Genomic DNA, 21,483 nt, shown 5'->3' with positions numbered 1-21,483 from the left:
TCGCCGGCAAGCCGGCTCCTACAGGGGAGTGATCAGCTGTTAGTCCAGCATCGAAATCGCCGTTGGCGCATCGTTGCCGACCAGTGCCAGGTCTTCGAATTCGTTGACGGCGTTGATCTCGGTGCCCATGGAAATGTTGGTCACGCGCTCCAGAATAATCTCGACGATCACCGGTACCTTGAACTCTTCGATCAGTTCCTGGGCCCTGCGCAGGGCAGGCTGGATCTGGGCCGGTTCGAACACTCGCAGCGCCTTGCAGCCGAGGCCTTCGGCCACCGCGACGTGGTCGACTCCGTAACCGTTGAGTTCCGGAGCGTTCAGGTTATCGAAGGACAACTGCACGCAGTAATCCATGTCGAAACCGCGCTGGGCCTGACGGATCAGTCCCAGGTACGAATTGTTGACCACCACGTGGATGTACGGCAGCTTGAACTGCGCGCCCACCGCCAGTTCTTCGATCATGAACTGGAAGTCGTAGTCGCCCGACAGGGCCACGACCTTGCGGGTCGGGTCGGCCTTGACCACGCCCAGCGCCGCCGGAATGGTCCAGCCCAGAGGGCCTGCCTGACCGCAATTGATCCAGTGGCGCGGCTTGTAGACGTGCAGGAACTGCGCGCCGGCAATCTGCGACAGACCGATGGTGCTGACGTAGCAGGTGTCTTTGCCGAACACCTGGTTCATCTCTTCATAGACGCGCTGCGGCTTGACCGGCACGTTGTCGAAGTGAGTCTTGCGCTGGAGGGTGGCCTTGCGCTGCTGGCAATCCTGCAGCCAGGCGCTGCGGTTTTTCAGCTTGCCGGCGGCTTGCCATTCACGAGCGACTTCGATGAATACGGTCAACGCGGCCGCGGCGTCGGACACGATGCCCAGGTCCGGGTTGAACACGCGGCCGATTTGCGTCGGCTCGATGTCGACGTGGATGAACTTGCGGCCTTCGGTGTACACGTCGATCGAACCGGTGTGACGGTTGGCCCAGCGGTTGCCGACGCCCAATACCAGGTCGGATTTGAGCATTGTCGCGTTGCCGTAGCGGTGCGAGGTTTGCAGGCCGACCATGCCGACCATCAGCGGGTGATCGTCCGGGATCGTGCCCCAGCCCATCAGGGTAGGAATGACCGGGATACCGGTCAGCTCGGCGAACTCCACCAGCAACTCGCTGGCGTCGGCATTGATGATGCCGCCACCGGCGACCAGCAACGGGCGCTCGGCCTGATCGAGCATGGCCAGGGCCTTCTCGATCTGCACGCGGTTCGCGGTGGGTTTGGCCAGCGGCAGCGGTTCGTAGGCGTCGATGTCGAATTCGATTTCAGCCATCTGCACGTCGAACGGCAGGTCGATCAGGACTGGACCTGGACGGCCGGAGCGCATTTCGTAGAAGGCTTTCTGGAACGCATAGGGCACCTGGCCCGGTTCCATGACGGTGGTTGCCCACTTGGTCACTGGCTTGACGATGGCGGTGATGTCGACCGCCTGGAAGTCTTCCTTGTGCATACGGGCGCGGGGTGCTTGCCCGGTGATGCACAGGATCGGGATCGAGTCGGCCGAGGCGCTGTAGAGCCCGGTGACCATGTCGGTCCCGGCAGGGCCGGAAGTACCGATGCACACGCCGATGTTGCCGGCCTTGGTGCGGGTGAAGCCCTCGGCCATGTGCGAGGCGCCTTCAACGTGGCGAGCGAGGACGTGATCGATGCCACCGACCTTCTGCAAGGCGGAGTACAGCGGGTTGATTGCGGCGCCGGGGATGCCAAAAGCGGTATCAACCCCTTCACGGCGCATCACCAGAACGGCGGCTTCGATTGCTCTCATTTTGCTCATGGTTTTGTGCCTCTTACGTTTTATAATTGTATACAAGTGGCTTTGTGCAGAGTGTATTCACGGCGGGCGACGCAGGTCAATCCATTTTATCAAGCGTCTGTTCCATTTGTCGGAAGCCTGATCTGCTGTGGCTTTTCGTCGCATGTAGCGATTTTCGTGAATTATTGTATACAAAAAAATAACTCATTGTGTTCTATTTGTGGCAGCGGACTTCTGCACAAAAGCAGTCCAACGGCTTTCCCTATAACAAAATGAGGACAGCACCATGAGCGCTTTAACCTTGAAAGTCGCAGTCAACCTGACCAGCCAGGCCATCGCCGCGGGGCGTGCAATCGCCGCGGCCCCATTGACCATCGCCGTGCTGGATGCCGGCGGGCACCTGGTCTCCCTGCAGCGCGAGGACGGCGCCAGCCTGCTGCGCCCGCAGATCGCCATCGGCAAAGCCTGGGGCGCCATTGCGCTGGGCAAGGGCTCACGCCTGCTGGCGCTGGACGCCCAACAACGCCCGGCATTTATCGCGGCCTTGAACAGCTTGGGGCAGGGCAGTGTCGTGCCGGCGCCGGGCGGGGTGCTGATTCGGGATCAGGAAGGGAATGTGCTGGGGGCGGTGGGGATCAGCGGGGATCTGTCGGATGTTGATGAGCAGTGTGCGATCAGTGCGATCGAGGCGCTGGGGTTGCGGGCGGATGCGGGGGTGAGTGCCTGACATCTTTTGTAGTTTGATCTAGCGCTTTCGCGAGCAAGTCGAATCGTCGCACCGCCGCTCCCACACTGGTTCGTGGTGAACACAAAATATGTGAACACCACCAATCCCCTGTGGGAGCGGGCTTGCTCGCGAAGGCAATCTCCCAGACACATCCGGCCAAAAGTCTGTCCCTCAGCTTTCAGTTTACTGAGCTAGCCTTCTCATGAATTCATCCATGAGAGAGGCAAGGGAATGCCTGAACTTTCATCATCACACCGCCTGCGTATCGGCCGCTATGCCGAGCAAAACCGCATCTACCTTCTGACAGCCAATACCCTCAAGCGGGAGCCTATCTTCAGGGATTACACCTTGGGCAGGAAAGTCGTACACCAATTCAAACAAGCTCATGATCAAGGGTTTGCCGACTCCTTGGCCTTTGTGATCATGCCCGATCATTTTCACTGGTTGATCCAGTTGCAAAAAGGGTCATTGGGCCAATTGATGTGCTCAACTAAATCGTTGAGTACCCGATCAATCAATGCTGCGACTGGCAGGGCAGGTAGTCTTTGGCAGCAGAGTTTTCATGATCATGCTTTGCGGCGAGAGGAGGATTTGGTGAAGCTGGCCCGGTATGTTGTCGCCAATCCATTGCGGGCGAGGCTGGTTGAGAAGCTTGGCGACTATCCGTTGTGGGATGCCATTTGGGTTTAGTCTCAAGACCGAGTTGTCCCTTTCGCGAGCAAGCCCGCTCCCACACTGGTTCGTGGTGAACACAAAATATGTGAACACCACCAAACCACTGTGGGAGCGGGCTTGCTCGCGAATGGACGCACTGCGGTCTAACGGTCCGGCTCACACCCCTTCAACACCAACCGGATAATCGTCTGCGCCGCCGCTTCGTAATCCTCTTCATCCAGCTTGGCCTTGCCGGTGATGGCCGTGATCTGCCAGTCAAAGTCGGCATACGTCTGGGTCGCGGCCCAGATGCTGAACATCAGGTGGTTGGGGTCGATGGGGGCGATCTGGCCGCGGTCGATCCAGGTCTGGATGCAGTCGATGTTGTGCTTGGCCTGGCCGTTGAGCTGGTCGACCAGGTCGGGACTCAGGTGCGGGGCGCCGTGCATGATTTCGCTGGCAAACACCTTGGAGGCGAAGGGCAGGTCGCGGGAGATGCGGATTTTCGAACGGATGTAGCCGCTCAGCACTTCACTGGGCACGCCGTCGGCATTGAACGGCGTCGAAGCCTGCAGGATCGGCTCGATGATGCTTTCCAGGACCTCGCGGTAGAGGTTTTCCTTGGATTTGAAGTAGTAGTAGACGTTGGGTTTGGGCAATCCCGCCTTGGCTGCGATGTCACTGGTTTTGGTCGCAGCGAAGCCCTTGTCGGCAAATTCTTCACTGGCGGCACGCAGGATCAGTTCTTTGTTGCGCTCGCGGATAGTGCTCATAAACCCGGTGGTTCCTTGCCTGTACTGGCGGTTGCGCATGGTAGCACCGGCCTCGCGCGGCGCTCAAGAATGCCCCGCAGCCGGTTGAGCCGCGCTATGCTGCGCAGCATTCATTCAAGAAGGAAGCCTGATTCATGGCAGGAAGCAGTTTGCTGTTGCTGATCGACGACATCGCCGCGGTACTCGACGATGTGGCGTTGATGACCAAAATGGCAGCGAAGAAGACGGCCGGCGTACTCGGTGACGATCTGGCGCTCAACGCCCAGCAGGTCAGCGGCGTACGCGCCGAGCGGGAAATCCCGGTGGTATGGGCGGTAGCCAAGGGCTCGTTCATCAACAAGCTGATCCTGGTGCCGTCCGCCCTGGCGATCAGTGCGTTCATTCCGTGGCTGGTCACGCCGTTGTTGATGGTCGGCGGCGCCTACCTGTGTTTCGAAGGTTTCGAGAAACTCGCCCATAAATTCCTGCACAGCAAGGCCGAGGATCAGGCCGAACATGCGGAGTTGGTTGAAGCCGTGGCCGATCCGGCAGTCGACCTGGTGGCGTTCGAGAAGGACAAGATCAAGGGCGCGATTCGCACCGACTTCATCCTTTCGGCGGAAATCATCGCCATCACCCTCGGGACTGTGGCCGATGCGCCTCTGACCCAGCAGGTCATCGTGCTGTCGGGTATCGCCATCGTCATGACCATCGGTGTTTATGGCCTGGTGGCCGGCATCGTCAAACTCGACGACCTCGGGTTATGGCTGACCCAGAAACCCGGGCAGATGGCCAAAAGCATCGGTGGCGGGATTCTGCGTGCAGCACCGTACATGATGAAAAGCCTGTCGGTGATCGGCACGGCGGCAATGTTCCTGGTAGGCGGCGGGATCCTGACTCACGGCGTGCCGGTGGTTCATCACTGGATTGAAAGTGTCAGCGCGGGGGCGGGCGGTGCCGGGTTTATCGTGCCGACGTTGTTGAATGCGGTGGCGGGGATCGTGGCGGGTGCGGTGGTGTTGGCCGGCGTCATGGCCGCGAGCAAAATCTGGCGCTCAGTCAAAGGCTAGCGCCAAACCTGTAGGAGCTGGCTTGCCAGCGAAGAGGCCCGATTTGGCGACAACTATCTTCGGTGTGGCGAGTATTGCCTTCGCTGCGGTGCGGTGATCCGACAAGCCAGCTCCTACAGGCGGCTGTGGGTTACCCAATAAAAAGGCCATTCGATTCGCATCGAATGGCCTTTTTTGTGGCCGATGGACTTACTCGGCGATCTGCAGCTTGCGCGATTCGGTGTACACGTAACGCACCTTCTCGTACTCGAACGGCGTATTCAGCTGGCCATAGCGAAAGCCGGTCTGATATCGCTTGTCGACGCTGCGCAGGAGCCAGACCTCGGGATGGTTGGCGCTGACTTCCGCGACGTTCAGGAAGTTGATCGCGTTCTCGGCGGTGAAATCGACGGCCAGGCCCCCGGTGTCGCGGATGTTCGAAGGGCCGAGGATCGGCAACACGAAGTAGGCGCCACCCGGTACACCATAGAAACCCAGGGTCTGACCGAAGTCTTCGTTCTGGCGCGGCAAGCCCATGGCCGTGGCCGGGTCCCACAGGCCGGCGATGCCGACGGTGGTGTTGAGCAGCAGGCGCGCGGTGGTTTCCATCGAGCGCTTGCCCTTGAACTGCAGCAGGCTGTTCATCAGGTTCGGCACGTCACCGAGGTTGTTGAAGAAATTGCTGACGCCGGTGCGCAGGAAGCTCGGGGTGATGTAGCGATAACCGTCCACCACCGGCAGAAACACCCATTGGTCGAAGCGGTAGTTGAAGTGGTAGACGCGGCGGTTCCACTCTTCCAGCGGGTCGTAGACGTTCAGCGCGTTGAGCGTCGAGCGCTCGAACTCGCGCTGATCCAGCCCCGGGTTGAATTTGAGTTTGCTCAGCGGCTCCTTGAAACCGTCACTGTCGATCAATACCGGGGCGTTGGCTTTGCTGTTGTCGGCATTGGCGACGCTTGCACAGAGTAACGCGGCGATAAGCAGGGGGTATTTAGCCACGGAAAAACTCCAGCATGGCGTCGCTGTTGACGCGGTAATTAAGGTTGCCGCAGTGGCCGCCCAGTGGATAAACAGTCAAGCGATCGCCGAAGGTCTTGCGCAGGAAACCCAGGTCGCCAGGGCCGAGGATCACGTCGTCGGCGTTGTGCATGACGGCGATTTTCGGGCTGTCGCGCAGGTAATCCTTGAGCGCATACAAGCTGACCTGGTCGATCAGTTGCAGCAGGCTGCCGCCGTCGGTGCGGGCGCGCCACATCGGGATGACCTGCTCGGTGATGTAGCAATCGAAGTCGCATTGCAGCGCACGCTTGAGGAACGGCGTGAGGGTGGTGCCTTCGGTGATCGGGTATTTCGGCGGCGTGATCAGGCCGCGACGGTTGATCAGGTCCGAAGTAAAGGCGATATCGGCCGCCGAGAAGCGGAACGAGGTGCCGATCAGCATGGCCATCTGTTCGTTGCTCAGGTGCTGCTTGGACTGCTGGAAGTCGTAGAGCAGCGCATCGTTGAGGTCGATGTAGCCCTTTTGCTGGAAGTAGCGGGTCAGTTTGTTCAGCACCAGTTCATAGAAGGTGGTGGAGTTGTTGATGCCCTTGACCTCGGTCTGGACCAGCTTGTCCAGATTGGTGATCGAGGTGTAGAGGTTGACCGGCGGGTTGAGCAGCAGGACTTTCTTGAAGTTGAAGCTGCGACGGGTTTCGTCAAGGTGGGCGACGAATGCTGCATCCAGTGCGCCCAGGCTGTAGCCGGTCAGGTAGTAGTCGGTGACGGCGACCTTGGGGTTTTGCGCCCGCACGGCCTGCATCACCCGGTACATGTCTTCGGCGTCTTCCTTGGTGATGCCGGGCGTGGCAAAGCGTGAGGCCGCGCTCATGAAGTCGAAGCTGGTGGGCGACGACAATTGCACCACGTGGTAGCCGGCCTTGTAGTAGAGCTTCTTCAGGTATTCGTTGAGGGTACTGTCATAACGCGCGCCGGTACCGGCGATCAGGAAGATCAGCGGCGCGGCTTTATCCTGGGTGGCAATGCGGTAAGTGAGTTTCTTCACCGGCCAGAAGTTGTCCGGCAACTGGAACTCGCGCTCCGGGCGCAATGTGACGCTGCGGGTTGACTGGTTGATGTCATCGTCAAGCGGCAGCTCCGGGCGCAGGTCCGGTGGCGTCGTGGCAATGGTCGCCTCGAACGGGTTGGTCAAGGGATAGCCATAACTGGCGGCGTCGATATCGACCGCCAGTGCGGACGCACTCAAAATAATGCCGCCAAACAGGGCGGCGAAGCGCAAGGAACGGAGCATGACTAGATCCCTTAGAGGAAGGTGCCGAATGAAGTTCGCAGGCTATGACCACGGGTTTTGCGCCAAAGTGCCATGGATCGACACCAATCAGGCCTAATTTCGGAGTAATGGTAGCTGGACGATACACTTTGCGGCTGTTTCGTGACCAATTATCTGTGTCACGCGCTTGCTAACCGCTGCCGGGGGATTAAGCTGGCCGCCGTTTTCGCGTATTGGAGTGTTTCATGTCCCGCCGTCTGCCCGTGATTTTGCTGCTTGTTTTGCTGCCATTATGGCTGGCCGCCAGTTATGGCGCGCGTTATGGCTTCATGGAGGATGCTCAATGGGTCGGCATCTGTGTGGACGAAGCGAGCCGCTGGGAATGCCAGGTCCGTTCGAACCTGGGGCTGATGATTCATTTCAGGGTATTGGGTTGGGCTGCAGTGGCGGCCGCGGTGATCGGTTTTGTACTGCCAGGCCGGGCAGGGTGGTGGTTGGCGGTGTTGGCGTTGGTGTTCGGCTTGCCGGCGTTGGCGTTGTACAACACAACGCTGGCTGTTTTTGCGGTGGTGATTGCGGCGTTGCGTCTGGTCAGGGCTTCCTCTAGCGTTTGATAGACAGTCTTCGCGAGCAAGCCCGCTCCCACAGTTGATCTTAGCCGTACACCGTATTTGTGTTCACTGAAGATCCCTTGTGGGATCGGGCTTGCTCGCGAAGAAGCCAGCGGCCCCGCTGAAGATCAGACTTTGCGAACCCGCAAACTGCGCCACAACGCCCCAACCATCAGCACGCTCACCAGCGCCCAACCCCACGCCTGCTGGTTCTGCAGCCCTTCCTGATACAACTGCGGCGCAATCCCGGCACCGATGATGAAGGTCAGCAAGGCAATCTCCCGGCGCGGCACGCTCACCGGGCGGCACAGGTACACCAGTGCCGGCAGGATGAACGCAACACTCGGAAAGCTGCGATAACGCGGATCGAACACCAGTTCCAGCATCGTCACCGCCGCGGCGAAGCCTGCTGCTGCCAGCCACCAGCCAGCCCGACGTTCCAGAACATTGAACGCGCGCTCACGCCAACCGGTACGAGCGCTCAGGGTCAGTGCCGCATGGGCCAGCACCAGCAGGTTCAACGCCGTCAACAGGCCGACCCACAGCCACTCGCTGGCGAAGCGGGTGGTGACACGGGCCAGGTCGCCCCAGGCGCCGATCGAGCAGGCGGCCAGTGCACCGAGCAGTGGCAGCACCAGCGCCGCGCGTGTGCTGCGTACTCGACCGCCGAGGATCAGCGTGCCGAAGAAGATCAGGCCACCGACCGCCAGCCACTGCGACCAGTACGGTACGTTCGACACCGGACCGGCCAAAACGCCCTTGTCCTGGCGATCGGCGTCGAACAGCCCCCAGTACCCACCGACCGCACCTTCGCTCGCGCGTTTCCACGGTTGGTCGAAGGCTTCGATCAGGTTGTAGTGCCAGCCTTGTTGCTCGGCCATGATGACAAAACCGCGGATGAACCTGGCTTCATTGACCCGGCTCGGCAGGGCGGTTTTACGTTGGCGGCCTTCGCTCGGCCAGCCGGTTTCGCCAATCATCACGTCCTTGGGCGCGAACATGCTGCCGAAAGACTGACGCACGGCGGCCACCTGCGACAGGGCGACGTCGATGTTCGAAGGGTGATCCTCCCAGTACGGCAGCAAGTGAATAGTGATGAAATCTACCGCCGGAGCCACTTCCGGGTGCTTTTGCCAGAACTCCCAGACGTCGGCATAAGTGACAGGCTGTTTGACCTGGCTCTTGACCCGGTCAATCAGTTTCACCAACTGCGCGCCGGTGATTTCCTTGCGCAGCAGGGTCTCGTTGCCAACGATGACCGAGGTCACCACGTCCGCATTGGCATTGGCCGAGGCGATCAGCAGGTCGATTTCTTTCGCGGTGTCCACCGGGTTGCTGTTGACCCAGGCGCCGATCATCAACTTCAAACCGTGCTTGCGCGCCAGGGCGGGCACGGCCTCGAGGCCGGTCATGGAATAGGTGCGAATGCATTCGAAGCTTTTGGCCAGCAACGCGAGGTCGGCGTCCATGCGTTCCGGGCGCAAGTTGAACGGCACATCGAATGGCGACTGGTCCTTGTCGAACGGGGTGTAGGAGGCACATTGCAGTTTGTGCGAAGCGCTGGCCACGTCCGGCAGGACCACGGGTTTGCCGAGGCCGTACCAGAAGCCACCCAGGGCAAAAAGCCCCAGCAGGCAGGCAAATAGATAAGCAAAAAAAGGAAAGCGCGATGTCGCGGGCATGGTCAGGCCGTCTGGGAGCAAAGCCGCGCATGTTACCTGCATTTGTCGCGTGTCTGGTGGCCTGCATGATTTTGACATGCAAAGTTCGGGCGGATTGGCCGGGGGACTTTCGCTGGTCTAGATTAATGGCGTTCTGATGTCGTTTCTCGATGCCTTGAGGTCGCTGGCAGAGCAGGTCGCAGTTGTCGTCAGGTTGATTATCGAGGCGTCAGCGCTCTCATCGGAAAATCGCGCTGATGTGGAACGAGTTTGCGGTGAGGCGTGATGGGGGCGCCGCGCACCATAACAATACGTTGACGCGACTCGGCATCCGCCGAGCGCAGCACTTTCGGGGAAGTAACGATGAAGATGCGACGACTTTTAGGCGCAAGTGCCGCACTGGCGCTTGCGATCGGCTCCACCCAGGCGTTGGCCGCGAAGGGAGCCGTGACCATCGGTTACGTCGACGGCTGGTCCGATAGCGTTGCGACCACCCATGTGGCAGCCGAAGTGATCAAGCAGAAACTCGATTACGACGTGAAGCTGCAAGCGGTCGCCACCGGGATCATGTGGCAGGGTGTCGCCACGGGCAAACTCGACGCCATGCTCTCAGCCTGGCTGCCGGTGACTCACGGCGATTACTGGGCCAAGAACAAGGATCAGGTGGTCGACTACGGCCCGAACTTCAAGGACGCCAGGATCGGCTTGATCGTGCCGGAGTACGTCAAGGCCAAGTCGCTTCAAGACCTGAAAACCGATGACAGCTTCAAAAAACGCATTGTCGGCATCGACGCTGGTTCGGGCGTGATGCTCAAGACCGAACAGGCGATCAAGGACTACGATCTGACCGGGTATCAGCTCAAGGCCAGTTCTGGCGCCGGGATGATTGCCGAGCTGACCCGTGCCGAGAAAAAACAGGAATCCATTGCCGTCACGGGGTGGGTGCCGCACTGGATGTTCGCCAAGTGGAAACTGCGCTTCCTGGACGACCCGAAAGGCGTTTATGGCGCGGCTGAAACCGTGAACAGCATCGGCAGCAAAGGCCTGGAAGCCAAGGCGCCGGAAGTGGTCAAGTTCCTGAAGAACTTCCAGTGGGCGTCGAAAGACGAAATCGGCGAAGTGATGCTGGCGATTCAGGAAGGTGCCAAGCCTGAAGCGGCGGCGAAGGACTGGGTGGCCAAACACCCGGAGCGCGTTGCAGACTGGACCAAATGATTTGAGCTGACCCGTCTGGTCGGCACCTCCCGGGGCCGCTTGGTATTTATGCCGAGCGGCCTTTTGCTTTTCTGTAGGAGCAGCCGGTCGACGCTCGATTGCTCGCGATGATCGATAACGATAACGCGTGCTTCCGGATGAACGCGGCGCCTTTGAGTCCATCGTCGGAACGCCGCCCGGAGCAAGCTCGCTCCTACAGTTTGGCGATTCTGTCATGTCGTTCTAATACTAAGGTCGTCTGGAACCAGTTCCGCAGCCGCATAGAGTGGAAGACGTTACAACTTCATCTGTGCTGCGAGGATAAAAACAATGAACGACAGCATTTACCTCTCGATTCAAAACAGCCCGCGCTTCAAGGAGCTGGTTAGTAAGCGAGAAAGGTTCGCCTGGATTCTTTCGGCGATCATGCTTGGGCTTTACTCCGGATTCATCCTGTTGATTGCTTACGGGCCGCATATCCTGGGCGCGAAAATCAGTCCTGAATCATCGATTACCTGGGGCATACCCATTGGTGTCGGGCTGATTCTCTCGGCCTTTATCCTGACGGCAATCTACGTACGACGCGCCAATGGCGAATTCGACGACCTGAACAATGCGATTCTCAAGGAGGCTCAGCAATGATCCGGCGTCTAATGGCTCTATTGAGCATCGCAGCCTTTGCACCTGGCGCCTGGGCGGCTGAAGCCCTGACTGGCGAAGTGCACAAACAACCGCTCAACGTTTCCGCCATCCTGATGTTCGTGGCATTCGTCGGCTTGACCCTGTGCATTACCTACTGGGCCTCCAAGCGCAACAATTCGGCGGCCGACTACTATGCGGCGGGTGGCAAGATCACCGGCTTCCAGAACGGCCTGGCGATTGCCGGCGACTATATGTCCGCGGCGTCCTTCCTGGGTATTTCCGCCCTGGTGTTCACCTCCGGCTACGACGGCCTGATCTACTCGATCGGCTTCCTGGTGGGCTGGCCGATCATTCTGTTCCTGATCGCCGAGCGCCTGCGTAACCTGGGTAAATATACCTTTGCCGACGTGGCGTCCTACCGCCTGGGGCAAACCCAGATCCGCACGCTGTCCGCTTGTGGCTCGCTGGTGGTGGTAGCGTTCTACCTGATCGCGCAAATGGTCGGCGCCGGCAAGCTGATTCAGCTGCTGTTCGGTCTCGACTACTACGTCGCGGTGATCCTGGTCGGTATCCTGATGTGCATGTACGTGTTGTTCGGCGGCATGCTGGCGACCACCTGGGTGCAGATCATCAAGGCCGTGTTGCTGCTGTCCGGTGCTACGTTCATGGCAGTGATGGTCATGAAACACGTCAACTTCGACTTCAGCGCGCTGTTCTCCGAGGCGATCAAGGTTCACCCTAAAGGTGAGGCGATCATGAGCCCGGGCGGTCTGGTCAAAGATCCGGTCTCTGCGTTCTCCCTGGGCCTGGCCCTGATGTTCGGTACCGCTGGCCTGCCGCACATCCTGATGCGCTTCTTCACCGTGAGTGACGCGAAAGAAGCTCGCAAGAGCGTGCTGTATGCAACCGGCTTCATTGGCTACTTCTACATCCTGACGTTCATCATCGGCTTCGGCGCGATCCTGCTGGTCAGCACCAACCCGGCCTTCAAAGATGCGGCTGGCGCGCTGTTGGGCGGCAACAACATGGCGGCGGTGCACCTGGCCAATGCGGTCGGTGGCAGTATTTTCCTGGGCTTCATCTCGGCGGTAGCGTTCGCGACCATTCTGGCAGTGGTTGCCGGTCTGACGCTGGCCGGTGCCACGGCGGTATCCCACGACCTTTACGCCAGTGTGGTCAAGAAGGGCAAGGCCAACGACAAGGATGAGATCCGCGTCTCGAAAATCACCACCGTCTGCCTGGGTGTGCTGGCGATCGGTCTGGGTATCCTGTTCGAAAGCCAGAACATCGCGTTCATGGTGGGCCTGGCGTTCTCCATCGCGGCGAGCTGTAACTTCCCGGTGCTGCTGCTTTCCATGTACTGGAAGAAGCTGACCACCCGCGGTGCGATGATCGGCGGCTGGTTGGGCCTGATCAGTGCCGTTGGCTTGATGGTGCTTGGGCCAACCATTTGGGTGCAGATCCTGCATCACGAGAAGGCGATCTTCCCGTATGAGTACCCGGCGCTGTTCTCCATGGCCATTGCGTTTATCGGGATCTGGTTCTTCTCGATCACGGACAAGTCCACGGCTGGGGCCAATGAGCGGGCGTTGTTCTTCCCGCAATTTGTTCGCTCGCAGACGGGGTTGGGGGCGAGTGGGGCGGTTGCTCACTAAGGCTTCAGGTTTCCATATATAAGCTGCGTTAAACAGAAATGCCCCGGTCGAAAGATCGGGGCATTTTTTGTGGGCGCTGATGTTAACTGTAGGAGCTGGCTTGCCAGCGAAGGCGACCTGCCAGCCGACCTGATCTCCCGAATGTACCCAGACCCCCTGTAGGAGCTGGCTTGCCAGCGAAGGCGACCTGACAGCCGACCTGATCTCCCGAATGTACCCAGACCCCCTGTAGGAGCTGGCTTGCCAGCGAAGGCGGCCTGCCAGCCGACCTGATCTCCCGAATGTACCCAAACCCCCTGTAGGAGCTACCGCAGGCCGCGATCTTTTGATCTTCAACATGATTGCGCGGTGCCTTCCCGGTCGGCCCTGAGGCCGCCGCGCATCAAAAAAGGCACACAAACAAAAACGGCCCCTATAAATAGAGGCCGTTCCCGGTACAACTCAAGACATTATCGCAAGGCAGGTCTTATTTGCGGTCTTCCAGATCAGGAATGTCACGCGACTCGTAGCCGGTGTACAACTGGCGCGGGCGGCCGATCTTGTACGGGCTGGAGAGCATTTCTTTCCAGTGGGAGATCCAGCCCACGGTCCGCGCCAGGGCGAAGATCACGGTGAACATGCTGGTTGGAATGCCGATCGCCTTGAGGATGATCCCCGAGTAGAAGTCGACGTTCGGGTACAGCGAGCGTTCGATGAAGTACGGGTCGGTCAGGGCGATCTCTTCCAGGCGCATGGCCAGTTCGAGTTGCGGATCGTTGGTAATGCCCAGCTCTTTGAGTACTTCGTCGCAGGTCTGCTTCATCACGGTGGCGCGTGGGTCGCGGTTTTTGTAAACCCGGTGACCAAAGCCCATCAGTTTGAACGGATCGTTCTTGTCCTTGGCCTTGGCGATGTACTGGTCGATGTTCGAGACATCGCCAATTTCGTCAAGCATGGACAGAACGGCTTCGTTCGCGCCGCCGTGGGCAGGGCCCCACAGTGCAGCGATACCGGCGGCGATGCAGGCGAACGGGTTGGCACCCGACGAACCGGCCAGGCGCACGGTGGAGGTCGATGCGTTCTGCTCGTGGTCGGCATGGAGGATGAAGATCTTGTCCATGGCCTTGGCGAGCACCGGGCTGATCGGTTTGATCTCGCACGGGGTGTTGAACATCATGTGCAGGAAGTTTTCCGCGTACGTCAGGTCGTTGCGCGGGTACATCATGGGTTGACCCATGGAGTACTTGTAAACCATCGCTGCCAGGGTCGGCATCTTGGCCACCAGGCGGATCGCGGAGATTTCGCGATGCTGGGGGTTCTTGATGTCCAGGGAGTCGTGGTAGAAGGCCGAGAGGGCGCCGACTACACCGCACATGACGGCCATCGGGTGGGCGTCGCGACGGAAGCCGTTGAAGAAGGTCTTCAACTGCTCGTGAACCATGGTGTGGTTCTTCACGGTGCTGACGAACTGGGCCTTCTGTTCTGCGGTCGGCAGTTCGCCGTTGAGCAGCAGATAGCAGGTTTCCAGGTAGTCCGACTTTTCAGCCAGCTGTTCGATCGGGTAACCGCGGTGCAGCAGAATGCCGTTGTCGCCATCGATATAGGTGATCTTCGACTCGCAGGAAGCAGTCGACATGAAACCAGGGTCAAAGGTGAAACGGCCCGTGGCCGTCAGGCCCCGAACGTCGATAACATCGGGACCAACGGTGCCGGTTAAAATGGGCAGCTCGACGGGGGCTGCGCCCTCGATGATCAACTGCGCTTTTTTGTCAGCCATGTGGCCTCCTATTTATGCTTGAAATCATCAGACAGACCCCCCACGCAGGGCCCGCACCACTATAGTGAGATAAATTCGAATGTCAATTTGCCTAAACTCTTGCTCCAGAAGGCTTTAACCGGACTTTTTCCTCGAAATTGACTGCCATTTACGCCTTTTATCCCACTTGTGCAATGCGCTATTGGGGGTAGGCGAACGCGTTGTCATTAGTAGCCTAACTGTCTATACTCGGCCACCGACCGCCAGGGGCTTTTGGGCCTGCTTTATTGGGGGTCGCATCCCTGGGTGGTGGTTACCTGACCAGTGCACTCCCCAACAACTTTGCCCTGATTGTTAGGGGCTCTTCAGTGTGAAAAAAAAGCCGTGAAAAGCCAACGACCTGTAAACCTAGACCTAAGGACCATCAAACTCCCCATCACCGGCGTTACGTCGTTTCTTCACCGTGTTTCCGGCATCATCCTCTTCCTGGGCCTTGGCTTCATGCTTTATGCATTGGGCAAATCCCTGGGTTCCGAGGAAGGTTTTGTCGACGTGAAGGCAACCTTGACCAGCCCGCTGGCCAAGTTCGTAGCATGGGGCCTCCTGTCCGCTCTTCTGTATCACCTGGTAGCCGGTGTGCGCCACTTGATCATGGATATGGGCATCGGTGAGACGCTTGAAGGCGGCCGCCTGGGCTCGAAAATCATCATCGCCATTTCCGTGGTGCTGATCGTTCTGGCAGGAGTTTGGATATGGTAACCAGCGTTACGAACCTTTCGCGTTCCGGTCTTTATGACTGGATGGCGCAACGTGTGTCTGCGGTCGTTCTCGCGGCTTATTTCATCTTCCTGATCGGATACCTCGCGGCGAACCCGGGCATTGGCTATGACCAATGGCATGGCCTGTTCGCCCACAACGGGATGCGTATCTTCAGTCTGCTGGCCCTTGTGGCCCTGGGCGCTCACGCCTGGGTCGGCATGTGGACCATCGCGACCGACTACCTGACGCCGATGGCGCTGGGCAAGTCCGCGACTGCAGTACGTTTCCTTTTCCAGGCAGTATGCGGCGTTGCGATGTTCGCTTACTTCGTCTGGGGTGTGCAGATTCTCTGGGGTATCTGATTCATGGCTAACATTCCAACGATTTCTTTCGACGCCATCATTATTGGTGGTGGCGGTGCCGGCATGCGCGCCGCGCTGCAACTGGCGCAAGGCGGTCACAAGACTGCCGTGATCACCAAGGTGTTCCCGACCCGTTCGCACACCGTTTCCGCTCAGGGTGGCATTACCTGCGCCATCGCTTCGGCTGATCCGAACGATGACTGGCGCTGGCACATGTACGATACCGTCAAGGGTTCCGACTACATCGGTGACCAGGACGCTATCGAATACATGTGTCAGGAAGGCCCGGCTGCGGTATTTGAACTGGACCACATGGGTCTGCCGTTCTCCCGTACCGAACAAGGTCGTATCTACCAGCGTCCATTCGGCGGCCAGTCGAAGGATTACGGTAAAGGTGGCCAGGCTGCCCGTACCTGCGCCGCGTCCGACCGTACCGGTCACGCGCTGCTGCACACGCTTTATCAGGGCAACCTGAAAGCCGGCACCACGTTCCTGAACGAGTACTACGCGGTTGATCTGGTGAAAAACCAGGAAGGCGAGTTCGTCGGTGTGATCGCCATCTGCATCGAAACCGGTGAAACCAGCTACATCCGTGCCAAGGCCACCGTTCTGGCCACTGGCGGTGCCGGTCGTATCTACTCGTCCACCACCAACGCCCTGATCAACACCGGTGACGGCGTCGGCATGGCTCTGCGTGCTGGCGTGCCGGTGCAAGACATCGAAATGTGGCAGTTCCACCCGACCGGCATCGCCGGCGCTGGTGTACTGGTGACTGAAGGTTGCCGTGGTGAAGGTGGTTACCTCATCAACAAGCACGGCGAGCGTTTCATGGAGCGTTACGCTCCGAACGCCAAAGACCTTGCCGGTCGTGACGTCGTTGCCCGTTCGATGGTTAAAGAGATCATCGCCGGTAACGGTTGCGGTCCGAATGGCGACCACGTACTGCTCAAGCTCGATCACCTGGGCGAAGAAGTACTGCACAGCCGCCTGCCAGGCATCTGCGAACTGTCCAAGACGTTTGCTCACGTTGACCCGGTGGTTGCCCCGGTTCCGGTCGTTCCGACTTGCCACTATATGATGGGCGGCGTTCCGACCAACATTCATGGCCAGGCGATCACCCAGGATGCCGAAGGCGTCGACACCATCATTCCTGGCCTGTTCGCAGTGGGCGAAGTGGCTTGCGTATCGGTTCACGGTGCCAACCGCCTGGGCGGCAACTCGTTGCTCGACCTGGTGGTGTTCGGTCGTGCTGCTGGTCTGCACCTGGAAAAAGCGCTGACCGACGGTATCGAATACGACGACGCCACCGACGCCAACATTGAAACGGCCCTGGCCCGTCTGTCCGCTCTGAACGAGCGTACCGATGGCGAAGACGTGGCAACCCTGCGTCGCGAGCTGCAAAACTGCATGCAGAACTACTTCGGTGTATTCCGTACCGGCGAATACATGCAGAAGGGTATTGCCCAGCTGGCTGACCTGCGCGTACGTATCGCCAACGTCAAGATCAACGATAAGTCGCAGGCGTTCAACACTGCACGTATCGAAGCGCTGGAACTGCAGAACCTGCTGGAAGTGGCCGAAGCCACCGCCATCGCTGCAGAGATCCGCAAAGAGTCCCGCGGCGCTCACGCCCGTGAAGACTTCGAAGACCGCGACGACGAAAACTGGCTGTGCCACACCCTGTTCTTCCCGGGTGACAAGCGCGTGACCAAGCGTGCTGTGAACTTCTCGCCGAAGACTGTTCCGACTTTTGAACCTAAGATTCGGACTTATTAAGGGTGGCCGCCATGTTGAAAGTCAGTGTTTATCGCTACAACCCTGATCAGGACGCTGCGCCGTTCATGCAGGAATTCCAGGTCGACACCGGTGGTAAAGACCTGATGGTGCTGGACGTGCTGGCCCTGATCAAAGAGCAGGACGAAGGTTTCTCCTATCGTCGCTCTTGCCGTGAAGGTGTTTGCGGTTCCGACGGCATGAACATCAACGGCAAAAACGGCCTGGCGTGCGTCACGCCGCTGTCTGCCGTCGTAAAAGGTAACAAGTTGGTTGTTCGTCCTCTGCCTGGTTTGCCGGTAATCCGTGACCTGGTCGTCGATATGAGCATCTTCTACAAGCAATATGAAAAGGTTAAGCCTTACCTGCAGAACGACACGCCGGCTCCGGCCATCGAACGTCTGCAGACCCCGGAAGAGCGGGAAAAGCTCGACGGTCTGTACGAGTGCATCCTGTGCGCTTGCTGCTCGACCTCTTGCCCGTCCTTCTGGTGGAACCCGGACAAGTTCCTGGGTCCAGCTGCCCTGCTGCAAGCGTATCGCTTCCTGGCGGACAGCCGTGACACCAAGACTGCCGAGCGTCTGGCTTCACTGGATGACCCGTTCAGCGTATTCCGCTGCCGCGGGATCATGAACTGCGTCAACGTTTGTCCGAAAGGCCTGAACCCGACTAAGGCCATCGGTCACATTCGTAACATGCTTCTGCAAAGCGGCGTGTGATTCAGCTGTAGTACCCGCAAGACCGCTGTACCCGTAGATGCTACGGCGCAGGCTTCAACCGGCGCCGTAGTTTTAACCTGAGCAGCAGCTTAAAAGGCTGCGGCTCTTATTTTGAAGAAATGAGACAAGCAGGGGCATCCGGGCTGGTACCCGGACTATCAGCGTGATCCTAGTGGCTTGTTTTAGTCGCTGCATTCGGACTTCTGCAAGCGTGCTCGGTGTCGACGCCGGTGGTGTTCCCCTAACCGAGGGTGACCAAGCATGCAAGAAAGCGTGATGCAGCGCATGTGGAACAGCGCCTACCTATCCGGTAGTAACGCTGCCTATGTGGAAGAGCTCTACGAGCTCTACCTGCACGACCCTAACGCTGTGCCAGAAGAGTGGCGCACCTACTTCCAGAAGTTGCCTGCCGACAGCAACTCTGCCACCGATGTTTCGCACTCCACGATTCGCGATCATTTCGTCTTGCTGGCAAAGAACCAGCGCCGCGCCCAACCGGTTTCCGCCGGCAGCGTGAGCAGTGAGCACGAGAAGAAGCAAGTTGAAGTGCTGCGATTGATCCAGGCCTACCGTATGCGTGGCCACCAGGCAGCCCAGCTTGACCCGCTGGGGCTGTGGCAGCGTCCTGCACCTGCAGACCTGTCGATCAATCATTACGGCTTGACCAATGCCGATCTTGATACGACCTTCCGTGCCGGCGACCTGTTCATCGGCAAAGAGGAGGCGAGCCTACGCGAAATTCACGAAGCGTTGCAGCAGACATATTGCCGCACCATTGGCGCTGAGTTTACGCACATCACCGATTCCGAGCAGCGCCAGTGGTTCCAGCAGCGTCTGGAAAGCGTGCGTGGCCGTCCGACGTACTCCGCCGACATCAAGAGCCACCTGCTCGAGCGCGTGACCGCCGGCGAAGGCCTGGAAAAATACCTGGGTACCAAATACCCGGGTACCAAGCGTTTCGGCCTGGAAGGCGGCGAGAGCCTGATTCCGATGCTCGACGAGCTGATCCAGCGTTCCGGTTCCTACGGCACCAAGGAAATCGTGATCGGCATGGCTCACCGTGGTCGCCTGAACGTGTTGGTCAACACCTTCGGCAAGAACCCGCGCGAGCTGTTTGACGAGTTCGAAGGCAAGAAAAAGGTCGAGCTGGGTTCCGGTGACGTTAAATACCACCAGGGCTTCTCCTCCAACGTGATGACCACCGGTGGTGAAGTTCACCTGGCCATGGCGTTCAACCCGTCCCACCTGGAAATCGTTTCGCCAGTGGTCGAGGGTTCGGTTCGCGCCCGTCAGGATCGTCGTAACGACCCGACCGGTGAGAAGGTTCTGCCGATTTCCATCCACGGTGACGCGGCATTTGCCGGTCAGGGCGTGGTCATGGAGACCTTCCAGATGTCGCAGACCCGCGGTTTCAAAACCGGCGGTACCGTGCACATCGTGATCAACAACCAGGTCGGTTTCACCATCAGCAACCCGCTGGACTCGCGTTCCACCGAGTACGCCACCGACGTCGCGAAAATGATCCAGGCGCCGATCCTCCATGTGAATGGTGATGATCCGGAAGCCGTATTGTTCGTGACCCAGCTGGCCATCGACTACCGCATGCAGTTCAAGCGTGACGTGGTGATCGATCTGGTCTGCTACCGTCGTCGCGGCCACAACGAGGCCGACGAGCCAAGCGGTACCCAGCCGCTGATGTATCAGCAGATCGCCAAGCAGCGTACCACCCGTGAGCTGTATGCCGATCGCCTGACCCAGGGCGGTGTGCTCGACACCGAGCGTGTCCAGGCCAAGGTCGACGAATACCGCAACGCGCTGGACAACGGTCTGCACGTAGTGAAAAGCCTGGTCAAAGAGCCGAACAAAGAGTTGTTCGTGGACTGGCGTCCGTATCTGGGCCACGCCTGGACCGCGCGTCACGACACGCGTTTCGATCTGAAGACCCTGCAGGAACTGTCCGCCAAGCTGCTGGAAATTCCGGAAGGCTTCGTGGTTCAGCGCCAGGTCTCGAAAATCTACGAAGACCGTCAGAAGATGCAAGCCGGCGGCCTGCCGATCAACTGGGGTTACGCCGAAACCATGGCGTACGCGACCCTGGCGTTCGAAGGTCACCCGATTCGCATGACGGGTCAGGACATCGGTCGCGGTACGTTCTCGCACCGTCACGCCGTCCTGCACAACCAGAAAGACACCGGCAGCTACATTCCGCTGCAGAACCTGTACAAAGGTCAGCCACGTTTCGACCTGTACGATTCGTTCCTGTCCGAGGAAGCGGTTCTGGCGTTCGAATACGGTTATTCGACCACCACGCCGGAAGCGCTGGTGATCTGGGAAGCCCAGTTCGGCGACTTCGCCAACGGTGCCCAGGTGGTCATCGACCAGTTCATCACCAGTGGCGAGCACAAGTGGGGCCGTCTCTGCGGTCTGACCATGCTCCTGCCGCACGGTTATGAAGGCCAGGGTCCGGAGCACTCGTCGGCTCGTCTGGAGCGTTACCTGCAGCTGTGCGCCGAGCACAACATTCAGGTAGCCGTACCGACTACACCGGCTCAGATCTACCACTTGCTGCGTCGTCAGGTGATTCGCCCGCTGCGCAAGCCGTTGATCGTGCTGACGCCGAAGTCGCTGCTGCGTCACAAGCTCGCTGTGTCTACCCTGGAAGATCTGGCCGAAGGTTCGTTCCAGACCGTCATCCCGGAAATCGATGCACTGGATCCGAAAAAGGTCGAGCGCGTTGTTCTGTGTAGCGGCAAGGTCTACTACGACCTGCTGGAAAAACGCCGTGCCGAAGGCCGTGACGACATCGCCGTCGTGCGTATCGAGCAGCTGTACCCATTCCCTGAGGACGACTTGAAAGAAGTCCTGGCTCCTTACACCAACGTCAAGCATGCCGTTTGGTGCCAGGAAGAGCCGATGAACCAGGGTGCGTGGTATTGCAGCCAACACCACATGCGTCGCAGCATCAGTAACCTCGACAAGTCTCTCGTACTCGAGTACGCGGGCCGTGAGGCTTCTGCTGCACCTGCATGCGGTTACGCATCGATGCACGCCGAGCAGCAGGAAAAACTGCTGCAAGACGCCTTTACTGTTTAACGCCTTCGCGCACCTGAAACCGAATTTAAGGACC

18 protein-coding genes are annotated in these 21,483 nt (G+C 59.1%); 12 read left to right on the top strand and 6 right to left on the bottom strand.

From position 1 onward, the window contains the following. Positions 1–39: 39 nt before the first annotated feature. Positions 40–1,815 (bottom strand): glyoxylate carboligase, encoded by a 1,776-nt coding sequence (gcl, locus tag ELQ88_RS25550; protein ID WP_138968548.1) that lies wholly within the window; start codon positions 1,813–1,815, stop codon positions 40–42. Between the two features lie 265 nt (positions 1,816–2,080). Here gcl and ELQ88_RS25545 point away from each other — a divergent pair, with 265 nt between their 5' ends. Together ELQ88_RS25545 and ELQ88_RS25540 are read left to right on the top strand one after the other, a co-directional pair. After that, positions 2,081–2,521, top strand: coding sequence for a heme-binding protein (locus tag ELQ88_RS25545; RefSeq protein ID WP_138968546.1), 441 nt, complete (start codon positions 2,081–2,083; stop codon positions 2,519–2,521). 231 nt (positions 2,522–2,752) lie between these two features. Further along, complete coding sequence (locus tag ELQ88_RS25540) at positions 2,753–3,211, top strand: transposase (protein ID WP_128869378.1); 459 nt, start codon at positions 2,753–2,755, stop codon at positions 3,209–3,211. Between the two features lie 128 nt (positions 3,212–3,339). Here ELQ88_RS25540 and ELQ88_RS25535 read toward each other — a convergent pair whose 3' ends face one another. Further along, positions 3,340–3,948: a TetR/AcrR family transcriptional regulator gene (locus ELQ88_RS25535; RefSeq protein ID WP_128870190.1), complete on the bottom strand. Its 609-nt coding sequence runs from the start codon at positions 3,946–3,948 to the stop codon at positions 3,340–3,342. A 134-nt stretch (positions 3,949–4,082) separates the two neighbouring features. On the opposite strand from ELQ88_RS25535, the gene ELQ88_RS25530 reads away from it, so the two are divergent. After that, entirely contained in the window at positions 4,083–4,997 is a 915-nt protein-coding gene (locus tag ELQ88_RS25530; RefSeq protein WP_128870189.1) for a DUF808 domain-containing protein, read from the top strand. A gap of 189 nt (positions 4,998–5,186) precedes the next feature. Here ELQ88_RS25530 and ELQ88_RS25525 read toward each other — a convergent pair whose 3' ends face one another. Both ELQ88_RS25525 and ELQ88_RS25520 read right to left on the bottom strand, forming a co-directional pair. Continuing rightward, entirely contained in the window at positions 5,187–5,975 is a 789-nt protein-coding gene (locus tag ELQ88_RS25525) for a VacJ family lipoprotein (protein ID WP_138968544.1), read from the bottom strand. Beyond that, positions 5,968–7,266, bottom strand: coding sequence for a serine/threonine protein kinase (locus tag ELQ88_RS25520; protein WP_138968542.1), 1,299 nt, complete (start codon positions 7,264–7,266; stop codon positions 5,968–5,970). The genes ELQ88_RS25525 and ELQ88_RS25520 overlap by 8 nt, the downstream gene beginning before the upstream one ends. A gap of 224 nt (positions 7,267–7,490) precedes the next feature. Here ELQ88_RS25520 and ELQ88_RS25515 point away from each other — a divergent pair, with 224 nt between their 5' ends. Then, positions 7,491–7,859: a hypothetical protein gene (locus tag ELQ88_RS25515; RefSeq protein WP_138968540.1), complete on the top strand. Its 369-nt coding sequence runs from the start codon at positions 7,491–7,493 to the stop codon at positions 7,857–7,859. Between the two features lie 125 nt (positions 7,860–7,984). Here the strand turns inward: ELQ88_RS25515 and ELQ88_RS25510 are convergent, their stop codons facing one another. Continuing rightward, complete coding sequence (locus ELQ88_RS25510; protein ID WP_138968538.1) at positions 7,985–9,580, bottom strand: beta (1-6) glucans synthase; 1,596 nt, start codon at positions 9,578–9,580, stop codon at positions 7,985–7,987. 300 nt (positions 9,581–9,880) lie between these two features. Between ELQ88_RS25510 and ELQ88_RS25500 the strand changes: the two genes are divergently transcribed. From ELQ88_RS25500 to ELQ88_RS25490, 3 genes are all read left to right on the top strand, one after another. Beyond that, positions 9,881–10,732, top strand: a complete 852-nt coding sequence (locus ELQ88_RS25500; RefSeq protein ID WP_138968536.1) for a glycine betaine ABC transporter substrate-binding protein — start codon at positions 9,881–9,883, stop codon at positions 10,730–10,732. Between the two features lie 309 nt (positions 10,733–11,041). Further along, complete coding sequence (locus tag ELQ88_RS25495; RefSeq protein ID WP_017337238.1) at positions 11,042–11,353, top strand: DUF485 domain-containing protein; 312 nt, start codon at positions 11,042–11,044, stop codon at positions 11,351–11,353. After that, complete coding sequence (locus ELQ88_RS25490; RefSeq protein WP_138968534.1) at positions 11,350–13,008, top strand: cation acetate symporter; 1,659 nt, start codon at positions 11,350–11,352, stop codon at positions 13,006–13,008. Before ELQ88_RS25495 ends, ELQ88_RS25490 begins: the two co-directional genes overlap by 4 nt. A 466-nt stretch (positions 13,009–13,474) precedes the next feature. Here ELQ88_RS25490 and gltA read toward each other — a convergent pair whose 3' ends face one another. Then, a complete protein-coding gene (gene gltA, locus ELQ88_RS25485) occupies positions 13,475–14,764 on the bottom strand; it encodes a citrate synthase (protein ID WP_128870182.1) in 1,290 nt (429 codons plus the stop codon). A 363-nt stretch (positions 14,765–15,127) separates the two neighbouring features. Between gltA and sdhC the strand changes: the two genes are divergently transcribed. From sdhC to ELQ88_RS25460, 5 genes are all read left to right on the top strand, one after another. Then, positions 15,128–15,502, top strand: coding sequence for a succinate dehydrogenase, cytochrome b556 subunit (sdhC, locus tag ELQ88_RS25480; RefSeq protein WP_128870191.1), 375 nt, complete (start codon positions 15,128–15,130; stop codon positions 15,500–15,502). Beyond that, a complete protein-coding gene (gene sdhD / locus ELQ88_RS25475; RefSeq protein WP_007977503.1) occupies positions 15,496–15,864 on the top strand; it encodes a succinate dehydrogenase, hydrophobic membrane anchor protein in 369 nt (122 codons plus the stop codon). Before sdhC ends, sdhD begins: the two co-directional genes overlap by 7 nt. 3 nt (positions 15,865–15,867) lie before the next feature. Continuing rightward, complete coding sequence (gene sdhA, locus ELQ88_RS25470; protein ID WP_128870181.1) at positions 15,868–17,640, top strand: succinate dehydrogenase flavoprotein subunit; 1,773 nt, start codon at positions 15,868–15,870, stop codon at positions 17,638–17,640. A gap of 11 nt (positions 17,641–17,651) precedes the next feature. Beyond that, on the top strand, positions 17,652–18,356 hold the full coding sequence (locus ELQ88_RS25465) for a succinate dehydrogenase iron-sulfur subunit (RefSeq protein ID WP_128870180.1): 705 nt from the start codon (positions 17,652–17,654) through the stop codon (positions 18,354–18,356). Between the two features lie 261 nt (positions 18,357–18,617). Next, positions 18,618–21,449: a 2-oxoglutarate dehydrogenase E1 component gene (locus ELQ88_RS25460; RefSeq protein ID WP_138968532.1), complete on the top strand. Its 2,832-nt coding sequence runs from the start codon at positions 18,618–18,620 to the stop codon at positions 21,447–21,449. Positions 21,450–21,483: the final 34 nt, after the last annotated feature.

Source organism: Pseudomonas sp. MPC6 (assembly GCF_006094435.1).
In the GTDB taxonomy this organism is placed as follows: Bacteria; Pseudomonadota; Gammaproteobacteria; order Pseudomonadales; family Pseudomonadaceae; genus Aquipseudomonas.
Note: the sequence above shows the minus strand (reverse complement) of the source record. Positions and strands in the feature narration are given on the sequence as shown.